This window comes from Massilia sp. BKSP1R2A-1 (genome assembly GCF_050586525.1).
GTDB lineage: Bacteria > Pseudomonadota > Gammaproteobacteria > Burkholderiales > Burkholderiaceae_D > Telluria.
The window spans coordinates 40,860-57,447 of sequence record NZ_JBOBRE010000003.1; the positions used below are offsets into that span (position 1 = coordinate 40,860).

A 16,588-nucleotide genomic window follows, 5' to 3' on the forward strand; every position below is an offset into this window, starting at 1 on the left:
GACAAGACGTCGATTACTCGTCGTTCTTGGTCTTCAGGACTTTGCGACCACGGTAGAAACCGTTCGGGCTGATGTGGTGACGCAGGTGGGTTTCGCCGGTGGTCGGCTCGACTGCCAGGTTCGGTGCGGTCAGGAAATCGTGCGAACGGTGCATGCCGCGCTTCGACGGGGACTTCTTATTCTGCTGAACTGCCATGATGACTCCTAATACATAAGTTCTAAAATTCTAACACATTCGACTTGCAAATACTTGCAGATCGAGTATCCCAGCGGCAATTTCTTATTTCATCCATTGCCGACATGTTTTAACGCTGCCTACATCAACTGCCTACTGCCATACTCGACTACTGCACGCGTTTGACACGTTCTTTCAGTCGTACTGCGGTTACTGCGGTACTACGTGATTCTGTTACTGCTTTATTCGGGCTTGAGATTTTTCAGTGCCGCGAACGGCGAGACCTTCTCGGTCTTCAGGGCGTCCAGGAGCTTGGTGTCCGGACATACCTCATGTTTCGGCGACTGCGGCAGGGCCAGCAGGGCCTCGTCTTCCAGCAACTGGCGGATATCGCACTCGTGGCTGCCGACGATCACGTCGATGCTCTCGTCGTCGAGGACTTCCTCGATGCCGTCGGCGTCCTCATCATCCTTGCCGAGCACGAGCATGGTCGACGAATCGATCTCATACGCCATCGGCGTCAGGCAACGCTGGCACACCAGCTTCACGGGACCGGCGACCGCCAGGGTCATCGACGGATAGCCCTGCTTGGTCAGCCCGCCTTCGATCGACCAGCGGATCTCTCCCGAGCTGTCGGCGCAATCTGCTGCCAGTCGGCTCATCTCGGCGACAGGCGTCACGCCCTCGCGGTGTCCGCTATTCCGGCAAAACTCGAAGGCGTCAATGACAAAAGCGCTCATTTGGAAAACTTCCCCGGAAAACCTGCGATAATAACAGGCTTCTCCCCGCAGAGTCAAAGACTTACAGCGTTTTGGGGCCGCTGGCGTTGCAGGATGTCGGCAATTATAAGATTTGCTTGCCGAACTGCATAATCTATCGGCTTTGCTTATAGTTTTGATTCTTTGATAGCCCACCATGATACCAAGTTCCGCGCCGCCCCGCCTGATTCTCGCATCCAGTTCCGCCTACCGCCGCGAACTCCTGTCGCGCCTGCACCTGCCCTTCGAGGCCATTGCTCCCAGCATCGACGAGGCCCCGCAGCCGGGCGAGGCGCCGCAGGACACCGCCCTGCGCCTGGCGCGCGAGAAGGCGCAAGCCGTGGCGCGCCAGGCGCCGGGCGCACTGGTGATCGGTTCCGACCAGGTCGCCACCCTCGACGGCCTGCAGATCGGCAAGCCCGGCGACCATGCGCGGGCGCTGGAACAGTTGCAACTGATGCGCGGCCGCCGCGTCGTCTTCCATACCGCCCTGTGCCTGTGGGATGGCCGCGTCGACGATCCCACCCAGGCCGCCCAGGTGGAAAACGTCCAGGTCTTCGTCGACTTCCGCGACCTGCCGGACGCCGAGTTGGACGCCTACCTGCGCATCGAGCAACCCTATGACTGCGCCGGCAGCGCCAAGAACGAGGGCCTGGGCATCGCCCTGCTCGAACGCATCGAGTCAAGCGACCCGACCGCCCTCACCGGCCTGCCCCTGATCGCCCTGACCGGCATGCTGCGCCGCGCCGGCCTGCGCTTTTTCGACACTGAATAAACAAGAACAAGATGCCTGGAACCCTCTACCTGATCCCGAACACCCTCGGCCCCACTACCGCCGCACCCGGCGCCCTGGCCGCCCTGCTGCCCACCCAGGTCCAGGCGCTGACCGCCCGCCTCGACTATTTCGTGGCCGAGAACGCCAAGACCGCGCGCGCCTTCCTGAAGCTGGTCGCCGTCGACCATCCGCTCGCGAAGCCGCTGCAGGAAATCGAGATCGCCGAACTGAACGTGAACACGCCGCCGGCCGCGCTGGCCCAGTTGCTGGCGCCGCTGCTGGCGGGACGCGATGCCGGCCTCGTGTCGGAAGCCGGCGTGCCGGCCGTGGCCGATCCGGGCGCGGATCTCGTGCGCCTGGCCCACCAGCACGGGATCGCGGTGCGCCCGCTCGTGGGTCCGTCTTCCCTGCTGCTGGCCGTGATGGCGAGCGGGCTGAACGGCCAGAGCTTCGCTTTCAACGGCTACCTGCCGACGGACGCGGCCCAGCGCACCAAGCGTATTGGGCAACTGGAGGGGCGTTCGCGCACGGAGAAACAGACCCAGCTGCTGATCGAGACGCCCTACCGCAACGGGCAGATGCTGGAAGCGCTGGTGGCAGGCTGCCAGCCGGGCACCCTGATTTGCGTGGCGACGGACCTGTCGCTGGAAACCGAGTCGGTCAAGACCTTGACCGCAGCAAAGTGGAAAGCGGCGCTGGCCGCCGGCAAGGGGCCGGATTTCCACAAGAAGCCGACGGTCTTCCTGTTCCTGGCCCAATGAGCCGACTGATACTGCAATTCCGCACGGCGGCGCTCAACGCGCCTCGTGCGTCAGCTCCCTCACCCAGTCGAAGGCAGCCAGCTCCAGCTCGCGCATCTGCTTGACGCTCAGGCCCAGCTTGCGCAGCGCCTGCGCCAGCTTGCAGCCGCCCTCGGCCGCCTCCAGCAGTTCGGCCACGCGCAGCATGGTGCCGAACTCCCCCTCCCGGTGCAGCAGCGCCATGCGCACGTCCTCGGCGACCTCGACATTGTCGAGGATGTCCGCCATCGGGATCGAAAACAGCGCGTCCGCGAGCGACATGATGCCCACCGTGAAAGCGCGGTCGGCGCTGGCGGCGTCGTTGGGCCGGCGCGCCAGGGTCATGAGTTCCAGCAGCTTGCCGCGGGTGGTGGCCAGCTGCAGCAGGGGCGATGCCAGTTCGACGCCGCCGGCCGTGGTGTAGAGGAGGATCTGCAGCCAGCGCTGCAGCTGGCGGCGCCCGAGCTGGCTCAGGGCCTGGGACAGCGATTCGATCTGCGGACCCGGCGCGGCGCGGCTGTTCACCAGGCGCAGCAGGTTCAGGCTGATCAGGGCGTCGCGCTTGACGGCCGTTTCGATCACCTGGGCGTCCGCATCGGAACTCACCAGCTCCAGCAAACGCAGAATGGCCATCTCGGACGGCGTGATCTTTTTGCCCGACAGAATCACTGGACGGGCAAAGTAATAACCCTGGAAGTATTCGAAACCCAGGTCCATGCACAGCCTGAATTCGTCGAGGGTCTCGACTTTTTCCGCCAGCAAGGTCTTGCCGGTGGACTTCAGGGAGGCGACCAGCGCCCTGAGTTCATCGCGCGGCACCAGCTTGACGTCGACCTTGATCACGTCGACCAGGCCGACCAGGCGGTCGAGCTCGGGAGAATGCTCGATCACGTCGTCGACCGCAAACTTGAAACCGAGTTCCTTCAGCTCTGCGACCCGCGCCAGCAGTGCCTGAGTCGGCTTGACGGTTTCCAGGATTTCGAGGATAACTTTGTGTGGGGGCAGAAAGCGCACGAAGTCGCTCATCAGGACGACCTCGTCGACGTTCACGAAGGCCAATTGCTCCCCCACCACCTGCTCCATACCGAGCTGGGATGCGTGCGAAATGACCGCCGCCGTCGCTGCAGCGTTGTCGGTCAGCTTCGCGTCGTCGTCCTCGCCGGCCGCGCGGAACAGCAGCTCGAATGCCACGAGGTGCTGGTCCCGGCCGAGAATGGGCTGACGCGCGAGGAAAAAATCGTTGGACGGCACGGATGCCGCTGCCGTTGCTTCGGCATGCATCTGACAACTCCCGGGAAACTGTTGCGGCACGCACGAGCGCGCCAGGCAGGCGCGTACGCCTGCCTCAAAGACTATACTACAAAAAAGCTAACCTTAGCATTTTTACATCGAATCGCACCTCAGCGCTTGCCGCCACCGCCCGGACGCGGGCCGCGCGGGCCAGCAGGGCGTGGCGCGCGTTCGGCCGTTGCAGCCGGACGCTTGCCCAAGGCAGGCGCCGCGCCCTGCGGCTTGGCGGCGGCGCTGCCGTCCGGATGCCAGGCGCGGCGCGGTTTCGGCGCCGGGGCCGCCGGCTTGTCCTTGTCTTCCTCACGGACCATGCTCTGGCCCGGCAGGCGCAGGCTGCCCTTGCCCGACAGCGGGCTGGCGCGGCGTGCATTGCCGACCGGGGCACGCGGACCGGCGCCGGTCTCGCGCAGGCCGGCCGCACCGGTCACCTGGGTGCCGGTCTCGATCGTGAAGCGTGCGCCGCTATCCTTGCCCAGCACCTGCACCAGATAGGGCATGGTTTCGCGCAGCATCTTTTCGAGCGTATAGGGCGGGTTCAGGATGAACATGCCGCTGCTGTGCAGGCCGATGCCGTCGGGACCCGGGGTCGAGACCGTGAGCGTGACGTTCAGCCACTCCTTGGCCGGCAGGCGCTTGAGCTTGTCCGGGAACTGGCGCGATTCCATGCGCTGCAGAACCGGGTACCAGACCGCGTACATGCCGCTCGGGAAGCGCCCCAGGGCATCATTGAGCGCGTCGCGGACCTTCTGGTAGTCGTCCTTGACCTCGTAGGGCGGGTCGACCAGCACCAGGGCGCGGCGCGAAGGCGGCGGCAGCAGTTTCTTGAGGCTCTGGAAGCCGTCGCCATGCTCGACGATGACGCGCTTGCCGCGCGCCCGCTCGCCCTGCTCGGCCTTGTGCGCCTCGGCCTTGCGCACGTTCTCGTTCAGGATCTTGACGTCGGCCGGATGCAGCTCGAACAGGCGCAAGCGGTCTTCCAGGCGCGACATCTGGTCGGCCACATACGGCGAGCCCGGGTAATAGCGCATCTTGCCGCTCGGGTTCATCGACTTCACCAGGTCCAGGTAGGGCTGCAAGGCTTCCGGCACCTCGGTGGCGTTCCACAGGGGGCCGATGCCGGTGTCGAATTCGGCGGTCTTGGTGGCCTGGAAACTGTCGAGCGCGTAAACGCCGGCGCCCGAGTGGGTGTCGATATAAGTGTAGGCCACGTCCTTCTGGTTCATGTAAAGGTGCAACTGGACCTGGACAAAGTGCTTGAGGACATCGGCGTGGTTACCCGCGTGGAAGGCGTGGCGGTAGCTCAACATAAGCTGGAATTCCTGAGAAGAGGGTCGGTAGCGTGCGTGACGCGGCGGCATATATCGCCATTATCCACTAGAACCTTGCCTACCACCTAAAATGCCACCTGTCAGTCGCCCGTCCGCACGGCCAGGCCCGCCAGCGCCATTCGTGCGGCGCCGTCCGCGACCAAGTCCTCGATCTCGTGCACCAGCCGCACCTCGCACGCGGCCAGCATGCCGGGCAAGGCGCCTTCGGCCAGCGCCTGCCGTGCCGCCGGCCAGTAACCGGACAAGCGCAGCGCGCCGCCCCCGACCGCGAGGCGATGCGGGTTGAGCAGGTTGACGAGGCCGGCGAGCGCGTCGCCCAGGGCCCTGCCCCCCTCGGCGACCACTGCGCACGCATGCGGTTCGCCGGCGGCTGCGCGCGCCGCAAGGTCGCGCCCGTCGCAGGCGAGTCTCGCGGCCATGAAGCTGCCGCCTGCGACGAGATCCAGCCGCCCGCCCGCACCGTGTTGCAGCGGCCAGTAACCGAGTTCACCCGCCCAGCCGGATGCTCCCCGCAGGACCCGCCCATCGACGACGATGCCGCAGCCGACTGCGGTCCCGGCCATCACGGTTGCTGCGACGCCGCCTTCGGGCAAGTCCGCAGTCGTGGCATGCAGCGCCGCCTTGGCGTCGTTGACCAGCACCAGCGGAACCATCGACGACAGCGCGGCTTCCGGGCTCCAGCCGGCAATTCCGGGCAGGACGTCACAAGCGGCGATGCGCGCTCCATCCTCGACCAGGCCCGGCACGGCAATGCCCAGTGCGGCCGGCGCGACGCGCTGCTCGTCCAGGAAGCGCTGCAAGACGGTGCTCAGCTGGGCGGCGCCGAATCCCGGACCGGTATCCTGCCGCAGCCATTGATCCCGGTAGCGGACCAGGAGCTTGGTGCCGCCCAGGTCCACGCCGGCGGCAGTATCGAAGGGAAATGCGGGATCGGACATGCGTCTGGGCCTCCTGGTCGAGATGCGGCACCGGCGCCGCATGCGTAGCGGGAGTATAGGCGCGACAAGGGGTGGCGGCACAGAAAAAAGCCGCGGACCCTGGAGGGCACCGCGGCCAATCTGGGAGGAGTGATGAAGCGCTACCGCTTACGCGACCTTCTTCTCGTCGAAGAACTGTTCGTCCTCGGTCGAGCCATGCAGGGCCGTGGTCGAGCTCTGGTTCTGCTGGATGGTCTGGGTCACGGCGTCGAAGTAGCCGGTGCCGACTTCGCGCTGGTGCTTCACGGCGGTGAAGCCCTTTTCGGCGGCGCTGAATTCCGCTTCCTGCAGTTCGACGAAGGCCGACATGCCGCGGCGCGCATAGCCGTGGGCCAGGTTGAACATGCCGTAGTTCAGCGAGTGGAAGCCCGCCAGGGTGATGAACTGGAACTTGTAGCCCATGGCGCCCAGCTCTTTCTGGAACTTGGCGATGGTGGCGTCGTCCAGGTTCTTCTTCCAGTTGAAGGACGGCGAGCAGTTATAGGCCAGCATCTTGCCCGGGAATTTCGCATGGATCGCCTCGGCGAACTGCTTGGCGAAGTTCAGGTCCGGCTTGCCGGTCTCGCACCAGACCAGGTCGGCGAACGGCGCGTACGCCAGGCCGCGCGAGATGGCCTGCTCGATGCCCGGCTTGACCTTGAAGAAGCCTTCCACGGTGCGCTCGCCCGTGCAGAAGGGCTTGTCGTTGTCGTCCACGTCCGAGGTGAGCAGGTCGGCCGCTTCGGCGTCGGTGCGGGCGATGACCAGGGTCGGGGTGCCCATCACGTCGGCGGCCAGGCGCGCGGCGTTGAGCTTCTCGACGGCTTCGCGGGTCGGCACCAGCACCTTGCCGCCCATGTGGCCGCATTTCTTCACCGAGGCCAGCTGGTCTTCGAAGTGCACGCCGGCCGCGCCCGCGTCGATCATGGCTTTCATCAGTTCGAAGGCGTTGAGCACGCCGCCGAAGCCGGCTTCCGCGTCGGCGACGATGGGGGCGAAGTAGTCGATGTCGTCCTTGCCCTCGGACCACTGGATCTGGTCGGCGCGCTGGAAGGTGTTGTTAATGCGGCGCACGACCTGCGGCACCGAGTTGGCCGGGTACAGCGACTGGTCCGGATACATTTCGCCGGCAACGTTGGCGTCGCCCGCCACCTGCCAGCCCGACAGGTAGATGGCCTTCAGGCCGGCCTTGACCTGCTGCATCGCCTGGTTGCCGGTCAGGGCGCCCAGGGCGTTGACGTAGGGTTCGTTGTTGACCAGGTCCCACAGCTTCTCGGCGCCGCGCTTGGCCAGGGTGTGTTCGATCTGGACCGAGCCACGCAGGCGCACCACGTCGGCCGCGGTGTAGTTGCGCGTCACGCCCTGCCAGCGCGGATTGCTCTCCCAGTCTTGCTGGAGTTGGGTGATCTGTTGTTCGCGAGTTGCCATGCTGTTTCTCCTGGATGAAATAAACAATTGCGGGGGAAGCTGTTGGAATCATCATAGTCCAGTTTGTGCACGGCACAACAACTCTTATATAAGACATCAAAAGATTTTTTAATCCTTATTATTCAATACCTTGCAGATCATGTTTCATGATGTGGCATGAAGTTTCTCACGATGAGAATGGGAGCGCACCCAGGATTGCTGCGCATTTCGCAATGCGAGGATTCCATTTCGGGATGTGAAATATCGGGCCTCCGCCGACAGCTTTGTTGTCATTCCTCCCATTCAGTGTGTGATTACGGGAAATGAATGTTAATAAAATGAATTTATATTGACGGAGAGAATGAAGAATGCGAACCTTGGCGCGTCGTCATATTCATCAAATAAAACTCTTCATGAATCGCAAGCTTCGCACCGCCCTGCTTCCCCTCCTCTTCGCTGCCGCCGGCAGCGCCTCGGCGGGGGTGCTCACCCTGAACGGCGTGGTGTTCACCACGACCTACACGGGCAATGTTCTGACGCTGGAAATCGACGCTGCCAATCGCAGCGGCGGCTGGGCGGCCGCCACCGCCATCGATGCGCTCGGCATCAAGACGGTGGGCAGCTTCGACAGCGTGAAGGCGACGAGTTCGACCGGCGCCGCGTGGACGCTGTCGAGCGCCGAACTGAACGCCAAGGGATGCGCCGGGAACGGCAAGGGCAATGGCAACAACGGCAAGATCTGCTACAGCGGCGGCAAGATCGACCTGGCGGACAATATGGTCTTCACCTTTGCCTTCGAAGGCAGCCCGACGCTGGGCGCCCCGCACCTGAAGGTCCACTTCGTCACCGCCGGCGGCGGCAAGGCCGGCAGCCTGCTGTCGGATGATTTCCCGCTGGAAGCCGAGCTCGTGAAAGCACCCGTCTCCTCCGGCGGCACGGAGCAAGGCAAGGACGAGGACAAGGGCGAGACGCCCGGCAGCCTCGATCCGGTCCTGATGCCCGGCACGGAACAGGGCGGTGCGGGCGGCGGCGCAAGCGCCGGCGGACCGGTGATCCCGCCGACCGGCATCGGCGCCGGCGACGTCCCGGAACCCGCGACCCTCGCCATCCTCGGCGCCGGCCTTGCGGGCTTGTGCGCGGCGCGCCGCCGCAAGCGTCCGCAGGCGTGAGCCTGCCCTCCCCCTCGAACGGACCGCCAGCGCGGTCCGTTTTGCCATCGTGCGCCAACTCAGCCATTGCTTGGACGCCTAACGGAGAGCGCCTCCCGAAGCGCCTGTTCTCGACTCGCGTGCTCAACGGTACCCAAGTCCGGACCGTTCGCCGACGACCTGGTCTTCCAGTTCCGCTTCGACGGCGGCGCACCCAGCCTGGATGCGCCCCACCTGAAGGTCAACTTCTTCGGCGGTGGGGAGCGCAAGGTGGGCAGCCTGCTGTCGCAGACCATCGCGCCGGTGCCGGAACCGCAGACCCATGCCCTCTTCCTGGGCGGCCTGGGCATGATGGGATGGATGGCGCGCCGCCGCCGCAAGCAGGCCTGATCGCTCGAGGACGCACGAAAAAACGGCGCGTGCCTTGCGGGACGCGCCGTTTTCGTTTCCAGAGGACCGCTTACTTGGCCAGCTCGACCTGCTCGCCGAACACCAGCTGGCCGCCCCGCACCCGTACCGGAATCGTGTCCTTGGGCCCGAACCTGCCCGCCAGGATGGCCTTCGAGAGCGGATTCTCGATCTGCTGCTGGATCGCGCGCTTGAGCGGACGCGCCCCGTACACCGGGTCGAAGCCGGCTTCCGCGATCTTCTGCAGGGCCTCGTCGTCGATGTCGAGCTGCATCTCCATCTTGGCCAGGCGCTCTTCCAGGCCGTGCAGCTGGATCTTGGCGATGGCGCCGATGTTCTTCTCGTCCAGGGCATGGAAGACCACGATCTCGTCGATGCGGTTGATGAACTCGGGGCGGAAGTGTCCGCGCACCTCGGCCATCACGGCCAGCTTCACCACCGCCGGATCGTCGCTGTCCATCGACTGGATCTTGTGCGAACCCAGGTTCGAGGTCATCACGATGACCGTGTTCTTGAAGTCCACGGTGCGGCCCTGGCCGTCGGTCATGCGGCCGTCGTCCAGCGCCTGCAGCAGCACGTTGAACACGTCCGGGTGCGCCTTCTCGATTTCGTCCAGCAGGATCACGCTGTAGGGCTTGCGGCGCACGGCCTCGGTCAGGTAGCCGCCCTCCTCGTAGCCGACATAGCCCGGCGGCGCGCCGATCAGGCGGGCGACCGAATGCTTCTCCATGAATTCGCTCATGTCGATGCGAACCAGGGACTCCTCGGTATCGAAGAGGAAGGCGGCCAGGGCCTTGCACAGCTCGGTCTTGCCGACCCCGGTCGGGCCCAGGAACATGAAGGAACCATACGGCTTGTTCGGATCCGACAGCCCGGCGCGCGAACGGCGGATCGCATCCGACACCGCCTCGATCGCCTCGTCCTGGCCCACCACGCGCTTGTGCAGCTCGTCCTCGATGTGCAGCAGCTTGTCGCGCTCGCCCTGCATCATGCGCGCCACGGGAATGCCGGTGGCGCGCGCCACCACTTCGGCGATTTCCTCGGCGCCGACCTGGGTGCGCAGCAGTTTTGGTTTGCCTGCCTCGCCATCCGCCGCAGTGGCCGCGTCCTCGGCCTGCTTCAGCTGTGCTTCGAGTTCCGGCAGGCGGCCATACGACAGCTCGGACATGCGGCTGTAGTCGCTCTGGCGCTTGGCTTCCTCGATCTGGTGGCGGACCCGCTCGATCTCTTCCTTGATGTGCGCGGTGCCCTGCACGGCCGCCTTCTCGGCCTTGAGGATTTCCTCGTAGTCGTTGTACTCGCGCTCCAGGCGCGCGATCTCCTCGCCGATCAGCTCGAGGCGGCGCAGCGAGGCTTCGTCGGTTTCCTTGCGCACGGCTTCGCGCTCGATCTTCAGCTGGATCAGGCGGCGCTCGAGTTTGTCCATCACTTCCGGCTTGGAGTCGATCTCGATCTTGATCTTGGAGGCGGCCTCGTCGATCAGGTCGATCGCCTTGTCCGGCAGGAAGCGGTCGCTGATGTAGCGGTGCGACAGTTCGGCCGCGGCGATGATCGCCGGGTCGGTGATCTCGACCTTGTGGTGCAGCTCGTATTTCTCCTGCAGGCCGCGCAGGATGGCGATGGTCGCCTCCACGCTCGGTTCGTCGACGATGATCTTCTGGAAGCGGCGCTCCAGCGCGGCGTCCTTCTCGACGTACTTGCGGTACTCGTCCAGCGTGGTGGCGCCGACGCAGTGCAGTTCGCCGCGCGCCAGCGCGGGTTTCAGCATATTGCCGGCGTCCATCGCGCCTTCGGCCTTGCCGGCGCCGACCATGGTGTGGATCTCGTCGATGAAGACGATGGTCTGGCCCTCGTCCTGGGCCAGTTCCTTCAGCACGGATTTCAGGCGCTCCTCGAACTCGCCGCGGTACTTGGCGCCGGCCAGCAGGGCCGCCATGTCGAGCGAGAGCACGCGCTTGCCCTTGAGGGAATCGGGCACCTCGCCGTTCACGATGCGCTGGGCCAGGCCTTCGACGATGGCGGTCTTGCCCACGCCTGGTTCGCCGATCAGCACCGGATTGTTCTTCGAGCGGCGCTGCAGCACCTGGATGGCGCGGCGGATCTCGTCGTCGCGGCCGATCACCGGGTCGAGCTTGCCCATGCGGGCGCGCTCGGTCAGGTCGAGGGTGTATTTTTTCAGCGCTTCACGCTGGCCTTCGGCGTCCTGCGAGTTCACCGACTCGCCGCCGCGCACGGCCGAGATGGCCGACTCCAGCGCCTTGCGCGCCAGGCCGTTCTCGCGCGCCAGGCGGCCGGCGTCGGACTTGTCCTCGGCGAGGGCCAGCAGCACCATTTCCGAAGAGAGGAACTGGTCGCCGCGCTTCTGCGATTCGCGGTCCGCGAGATTGAGCAGCGCGACGAGCTCGCGCCCCGCCAGCACCTCGCCGCCGGTGCCGGAGACCTTGGGCAGGCGCTCCAGCGCCGACTTGAGGGCAGTCGAGAGCCCGCCGACGTTGACGCCGGCGCGCTGCAGGAGGGAACGGGCCCCGCCGTCGTCCTGGTTCAACAGGGCGACGAGCAGGTGCACCGCTTCGATGTACTGGTTATCGTTACCGACCGCCAGGCTCTGGGCATCCGCCAGCGCTTCCTGGAGCTTGGTCGTCAGTTTGTCTTGCCGCATAGTCTTGCTCCCTAGTGGTGTTCCTTAGTGGATTACTAACTGAGAAGCAAAATTGGGATGGCAATCCGCTTTTCAAGATGTGCAATGCTCAGCAAGCCGACTCAGGCGACGTCGGGCCTGGTCTCGGCGCCCTTCAGGCCGGCCAGGTCCCGCACGTTTTTCTGGACAGCAACGACGGCGAACAGGCTGAGGGTGAAGGACATGGCATAGAAACCCGTTTCGCTGGGCGCCATTGTCGCGTTCCACAGGCCGACCGTGAGCAGCAGGACGGCGGCCATCAGGGAAATCCAGCACAAGCCCACGTAGAGGCCGGTCACCTGCAGGCCTTCGCTGCGGTCGCGCACGGTTTTTTGCAGGGACACGGCGGCGAACAGGCCGTAGAGCAGCAGGGTCAGGTAGTAGCCCTTTTCGTTGAGCTGCATCTGGGCGTTCCATAGGCCGATCAGGTAAGCGCAGGCGCCGATCAGGAGTGCGCCCCAGGAAGCGCCCACAAAAGCGGCGGTCGGGCGCTGGGTCGTTTGTGCGGTGCTGTGCATGGCGTGTCCTCGGGGTGAAATGAACGAGCCGCCAAGGTAGCACGGCCATCCCGCCAAACACTTGCGCAAGTGCATTGGTATTAGATCATGATACCGTCAGCCCCGCAGGGCGCGCCATGTCGCGAAACCGGCCGCGCAGCACAGCAGCGAGCCGAACAGGTGCAGGGCCGTATGCAGCAGCGCCCAGCCATATTGCCCGCGCTGGAGCAGCACCACCGATTCGCCCGAGAAGCTGGAAAACGTCGTCAGGCCGCCGAGGAAGCCGGTGATGGCGAGCAGCCGCCATTCGGGAGCGATCCCGGGATGCGCGGTGAAGAAGGCCAGCGCCAGCCCGACCAGGTAGCCGCCGACCAGGTTGGCGGCCAGGGTGCCGACCTGCACATAGGCGTGCAGGCTGCCGAGCAGGATGCCCAGCCGCCAGCGCAGCCAGGCGCCCAGCGCCGCCCCCGCCCCGACCGCGAGCCAGCTCAACGCCCGCTTCCCTCGATGGCCCACCTGGTTTTGGCCGAATCGTCGCTGGCGCGGGCATCGACCCAGCGCGCGCCCTGCGGCGTCTGCTCCTTCTTCCAGAACGGCGCGTCCGTCTTGAGGTAGTCCATGATGAACTCGCAGGCCGCGAAGGCCTCGCCCCGGTGCGCCGACGCGCAGGCCACCAGCACGATCTGGTCCAGCGGCGTCAAGGGACCGACCCGGTGCAGGACGGTGATGCCGAACAGGGTCCAACGCGCCCGTGCCTGGGCCACGATGTCTTCCAGGGCCTTTTCCGTCATGCCGGGATAATGCTCCAGCTCCATTTCAGAGACAGCAGAGCCCTCGTTCAGGTCGCGCACCGTACCCACAAAGCTGACCACGGCGCCGACCCGGCCGTCGCCTTCGCGCAGGCGGGCGACCTCCAGCGACAGGTCGAAGTCGGCCTGCTGGACCCGGATTTCGGTCCTGGCCCCGGGCGTCTTGACGTCCAGCACCGCGTTCACCGGCCATCCTTCGCGTGGCGCACCAGAAGCTGCTCGATGCGGGTCTCGGTGCGGGCGTCGGCCAGGGCCGGCAGGCCCAGGAGCTCGCGCAGGCCGGCCGCCTGCGTGCCCGGCTTCTGGCCCGACTTCAGCGAGCTTTGCAGCACTTCGACCTGCAGCTTGAGGCGCTCGCGCGCGAATTCGGCGCCGCTGTCGATGCCGGCCGCGATCTCGAGGCGCAGCAGCTCGTGCAGCAGCTGCTCGCGGTTCGCTTCCAGCCGGCGCGCATGGGCTTCGCGGCCGTTGTCCAGTGCCGCCAGGGCGGCGTCGAAACGGCCCCGCAGGATCGCCTCGTAGCCGCCTTCGAGCGGCAGCAGCGCGTCCCAGCGCGCGTGCCAGTCGGCCGGATTGGTGTGGGCGTCCGGATTGACGAGGGCCGCCTCCAGCGCCTGGATCAGGCGCAGCTTGTCGCGCACGGCGCCGGCCAGGGCCATGCCGGCGGCACGGCGGGCCACGTCGGCGTGGTGCTGCACGGCGGCGATGGCGGCGTGGTAGCGCTTCTCGATGCGCGCCTCGTGGGCGCGCGGCACCGGGCCGATCGCATGCCACTCGGCGGCGGCCTCGCGCAGCAGCTTGCCGGCGCTGGCGGGGGTCGCGTCCGGCGCGGCCGCTTCCAGCCGCGCGCACAGGGCTTCCTTGGCGGCCTCGTGCGAACGGCGCTCGGCGTCGAGGGCGTGCGCATGCTCCTTCTTCCGGGCGAACAGGGCGTCGCAGGCGGCGCGGAAGCGCTGCCACAGCGCCTGCTCGGCCTTGCGCTCGAGCGGCAAGGCGCGCGCATGCTCCTGCCAGCGCTGCTGCAGTCCGCGCAGGGCGTCGACCGCATGGCGGTCGTGCGGGTCGAGCGCCAGCGCTTCGTCAATCAATTGCTCGCGCACGGCCATCTCGCCCTTGCGCTGCGCTTCGAGCGGACGCTGCAGTGTGTTCAGGGCCTCGGAGAACAGGCCATCCAGACGTTTTTTATCCTTGCGGTCGATGGCGCCCAGGTGGCTCCAGGCGGTACGCAGGCGCTGCACCGTGCCGGAGACGTGCTTCCAGTCGGCGCTGCCGTCCTGCAGGCGGCCAATCTCGGCTTGCGCTTCCTCGACCAGGGCCTGGGCCCGCGCAGCGTTCGCATGGCGCTCGTCGGCCAGGTGGCGGAAGTGGGCGGCGGCCGGCGCATAGGCCGCGGTGCAGGCGGCGTCGAAACGCTCCCACAGCGAGCGCGGCGCGGCGCCGGACAGGGTGTCGAGGGCCTTCCAGCGCTCGCGCATGCTGCCGACCTTCTTGGCCAGCTCGCTCATCGCCAGGTTCTGGCCCGGCAAGGCCTCCACCGACTTGATCAGTTCTTCGCGGGACACATTGCCGCCCCAGCGCGCCCAGTCGGACAAGCGCTTGAGCTCGGCGCGCACATGGGCCAGGCGGTCGGCCTGGGCCGGGGTCAGGCGCATGCCCTTGTCCTTGCTTTCCTTTAGCGACTTGTCGAGTTCGGCGGCCGTGCCGAGCGAACCCTGCTGCAGGGCCGCTTCCATGGCGTCGAGGCGATCGAGAAAGTGCTGGTCGGCGCCCTTGTTCTGCGCCTTGGGCGCTTTCGGCTGGGCCTCCGGCACCGCCGGCCTGTGCTCCTGTTTCGCCTTCGGCGCCTCCTGCGGCAAGGTGGCGAGCAGCGCCTCGAAACGGCGCTGCAACTCGACGCCCGGCGGGCTGGCGGGCAGCGCCGGCAGACGGTTCCATTCCTTGCGCAAGGCGTCGGCCTTCAGTTCGGCGGCCGGCTGGGCCTGCCATTGGCCGAGCGCCGCCTCGCGCGCGGCGAGTGCGGCCCGGTCTTGCGCCAGGGTCGCCAGGCTGGCGCCGAGGCGCGCATGCTCGGTGGCGAACTCGGCCACCAGCGCGCGCGGCAGCGAGGCGTGGCCTTGCGCGACCAGGGCGGCGGCCTGCTCTTCCTGCAGGCTTGCCAGGCGCTGGGCGAAGGCCTCGGGATCGAGGCCGGCGGACTCGAGCTGGCGCAGCGCGGCCAGGCGGTCGATCATGGCGCGCTGCAGCTGCACCTGGTCTTCCAGGCGCTTGCCGAGCTCGGCGCGGATGGTATCGAATTCCGGCGCCAGCTCGGGCGCCTTGATGACCGTCCATTCGCGGTCGAGTTCGGCCACGTGGTTAGGGGTCAGGAATTCATCGTTCAGGAGGGCGCGTGCGTGCGCCAGGGCTTCCTGGCCACGTCGCAGTTCGGCTTCGTGGTGGCGGATCGCGTCCAGGCGCGACTGCATCAGCTTGGCCACGCGGCGGTCCAGGTTGCGCATGGCCGCATGGACGCGCTCGAGCTGGGCGCGGCTGTGGACCAGTTCGGCCGCGGCCAGGCGCAGTTCGGAAAATTCGGAGGACAGGATGAAGGCGACGGCGGCCTCTTCGTCGCCGTCCAGGTGCTTGAGCTGTTCGGCCTGCTGCTCGCGCGGGCTGGCTGCGCCGGCCGCCCCGTCACGCGAGGCGGACTGCCCCTGCGCCGCGGGCTGGGCCGCTGCCGACTGTCCCGCCGCGCCCGGCTGTTCGCCTGGAGCGCCGGCTGGTTTGTCGCCACCTTGCCGCTTGAAAAGGAATTCGAACATGATGAAATCGCACTTCCAAAACCCCCATCATAGCAAAGAACCACGGCGGGGCTTGCCCACGGCGCCGACCAGGCCGCGCCGCCGGCCGGCTAGTGCGCCGCATAGTGCGGGAGCTGCTGCGAAACCGTGACGAAAGGACTTTGCCTGGCCGAAATGCGGGCCATGGCGGCCGCCGGCATCGGTCCGGCCGGGCAGCCGCGGTTCTCGTTCTGCCAGGCCTCCTGGGCCAGCATCTGGTTGGCGATGGCAAACCAGACTTCGCTCGGCACATGGCCGCGCGCCAGGGGAAAGAGCTCGCGCTCCTCGCGGTCGAGCCGTTCGAGCAGCAGCGTGCAGCAGCGCTCCACGGCCTCGGCGAAGCTGCCATCCAGCACCGCCGCGGCTGCGTGCGCATCGGCGCGCGCCTCGATGGCGGCCAGGGTGAGGGCGTCGAGCTCGGCCAGCAAGGGCCCGGCCGCGCCGGCCCGCCGCAGCGCCGGGATGACGAACTTGTCGAGTTTGCGCCAGTGACACCCGTCGAAGGCCACGCGCAGGGCGTCGCAGGCCAGCTCGAGCTGGCGGCGGGTGGGCTCGGCCTGCTTGCGGCCGCTGGCCTGCCAGCGGTCGAGCAGCACCTGCAGGCCATGGCGTGCACCGGCCTGCTCGATTGACAGGGCGACCAGCGTATAGGTTGACGTCAACACTACTGTCTCCTCTCAGGATGGCTCCGCCAGCATGCGGCCCCGGCTGTGGCCGAGGTGCAATGGCTGGGGTGGCTTTTATCGGGACGGCGGCTTGGTC

Annotated in this window: 16 protein-coding genes; 4 read left to right on the forward strand and 12 right to left on the reverse strand. The window is 66.6% G+C overall.

Annotated features, from left to right (window positions below; genetic code table 11):
* Positions 1 to 13: 13 nt before the first annotated feature.
* Positions 14 to 196 carry a 50S ribosomal protein L32 gene (gene rpmF, locus ACQ7JA_RS05750; protein WP_005666806.1) on the reverse strand — a complete coding sequence of 61 codons (183 nt, stop codon included), beginning with the start codon at positions 194 to 196 and terminating at the stop codon, positions 14 to 16.
* Between the two features lie 221 nt (positions 197 to 417).
* Positions 418 to 915 carry a YceD family protein gene (locus ACQ7JA_RS05755; RefSeq protein ID WP_430895477.1) on the reverse strand — a complete coding sequence of 166 codons (498 nt, stop codon included), beginning with the start codon at positions 913 to 915 and terminating at the stop codon, positions 418 to 420.
* Between the two features lie 175 nt (positions 916 to 1,090).
* On the opposite strand from ACQ7JA_RS05755, the gene ACQ7JA_RS05760 reads away from it, so the two are divergent.
* Entirely contained in the window at positions 1,091 to 1,708 is a 618-nt protein-coding gene (locus ACQ7JA_RS05760) for a Maf-like protein (RefSeq protein WP_430895479.1), read from the forward strand.
* A gap of 11 nt (positions 1,709 to 1,719) precedes the next feature.
* Entirely contained in the window at positions 1,720 to 2,469 is a 750-nt protein-coding gene (locus ACQ7JA_RS05765; RefSeq protein ID WP_430895481.1) for an SAM-dependent methyltransferase, read from the forward strand.
* Between the two features lie 33 nt (positions 2,470 to 2,502).
* Here the strand turns inward: ACQ7JA_RS05765 and ACQ7JA_RS05770 are convergent, their stop codons facing one another.
* The 4 genes from ACQ7JA_RS05770 to aceA form a co-directional block, all read right to left on the reverse strand.
* On the reverse strand, positions 2,503 to 3,768 hold the full coding sequence (locus ACQ7JA_RS05770) for an EAL and HDOD domain-containing protein (protein WP_430895483.1): 1,266 nt from the start codon (positions 3,766 to 3,768) through the stop codon (positions 2,503 to 2,505).
* Between the two features lie 119 nt (positions 3,769 to 3,887).
* Positions 3,888 to 5,084 (reverse strand): 23S rRNA (adenine(2030)-N(6))-methyltransferase RlmJ, encoded by a 1,197-nt coding sequence (locus ACQ7JA_RS05775; protein ID WP_430895485.1) that lies wholly within the window; start codon positions 5,082 to 5,084, stop codon positions 3,888 to 3,890.
* A 101-nt stretch (positions 5,085 to 5,185) separates the two neighbouring features.
* The gene (locus tag ACQ7JA_RS05780) at positions 5,186 to 6,043 is read right to left on the reverse strand and encodes an ROK family protein (RefSeq protein ID WP_430895487.1); all 858 of its coding nucleotides are present in this window, start codon (positions 6,041 to 6,043) and stop codon (positions 5,186 to 5,188) included.
* 147 nt (positions 6,044 to 6,190) lie between these two features.
* Positions 6,191 to 7,489 (reverse strand): isocitrate lyase, encoded by a 1,299-nt coding sequence (aceA, locus tag ACQ7JA_RS05785; protein WP_430895489.1) that lies wholly within the window; start codon positions 7,487 to 7,489, stop codon positions 6,191 to 6,193.
* A 392-nt stretch (positions 7,490 to 7,881) separates the two neighbouring features.
* Here aceA and ACQ7JA_RS05790 point away from each other — a divergent pair, with 392 nt between their 5' ends.
* Positions 7,882 to 8,637 (forward strand): PEP-CTERM sorting domain-containing protein, encoded by a 756-nt coding sequence (locus ACQ7JA_RS05790; RefSeq protein WP_430895491.1) that lies wholly within the window; start codon positions 7,882 to 7,884, stop codon positions 8,635 to 8,637.
* Positions 8,638 to 8,703: 66 nt separating this feature from the next.
* Complete coding sequence (locus tag ACQ7JA_RS05795) at positions 8,704 to 9,006, forward strand: PEP-CTERM sorting domain-containing protein (RefSeq protein WP_430895493.1); 303 nt, start codon at positions 8,704 to 8,706, stop codon at positions 9,004 to 9,006.
* A gap of 70 nt (positions 9,007 to 9,076) precedes the next feature.
* Here the strand turns inward: ACQ7JA_RS05795 and clpB are convergent, their stop codons facing one another.
* The 6 genes from clpB to ACQ7JA_RS05825 form a co-directional block, all read right to left on the reverse strand.
* The gene (gene clpB, locus ACQ7JA_RS05800; protein ID WP_430895495.1) at positions 9,077 to 11,683 is read right to left on the reverse strand and encodes an ATP-dependent chaperone ClpB; all 2,607 of its coding nucleotides are present in this window, start codon (positions 11,681 to 11,683) and stop codon (positions 9,077 to 9,079) included.
* Positions 11,684 to 11,784: 101 nt separating this feature from the next.
* Positions 11,785 to 12,219 (reverse strand): inner membrane protein YiaA, encoded by a 435-nt coding sequence (gene yiaA / locus ACQ7JA_RS05805; RefSeq protein ID WP_430895497.1) that lies wholly within the window; start codon positions 12,217 to 12,219, stop codon positions 11,785 to 11,787.
* A 96-nt stretch (positions 12,220 to 12,315) separates the two neighbouring features.
* Positions 12,316 to 12,690, reverse strand: a complete 375-nt coding sequence (crcB, locus tag ACQ7JA_RS05810; RefSeq protein WP_430895499.1) for a fluoride efflux transporter CrcB — start codon at positions 12,688 to 12,690, stop codon at positions 12,316 to 12,318.
* Positions 12,687 to 13,193 (reverse strand): molybdopterin synthase catalytic subunit MoaE, encoded by a 507-nt coding sequence (gene moaE, locus ACQ7JA_RS05815; protein ID WP_430895501.1) that lies wholly within the window; start codon positions 13,191 to 13,193, stop codon positions 12,687 to 12,689. Before moaE ends, crcB begins: the two co-directional genes overlap by 4 nt.
* Positions 13,190 to 15,808 (reverse strand): DUF349 domain-containing protein, encoded by a 2,619-nt coding sequence (locus ACQ7JA_RS05820; RefSeq protein ID WP_430895503.1) that lies wholly within the window; start codon positions 15,806 to 15,808, stop codon positions 13,190 to 13,192. The genes moaE and ACQ7JA_RS05820 overlap by 4 nt, the downstream gene beginning before the upstream one ends.
* Before the next feature lie 89 nt (positions 15,809 to 15,897).
* Positions 15,898 to 16,491, reverse strand: a complete 594-nt coding sequence (locus tag ACQ7JA_RS05825; protein ID WP_430895505.1) for a hypothetical protein — start codon at positions 16,489 to 16,491, stop codon at positions 15,898 to 15,900.
* Positions 16,492 to 16,588: the final 97 nt, after the last annotated feature.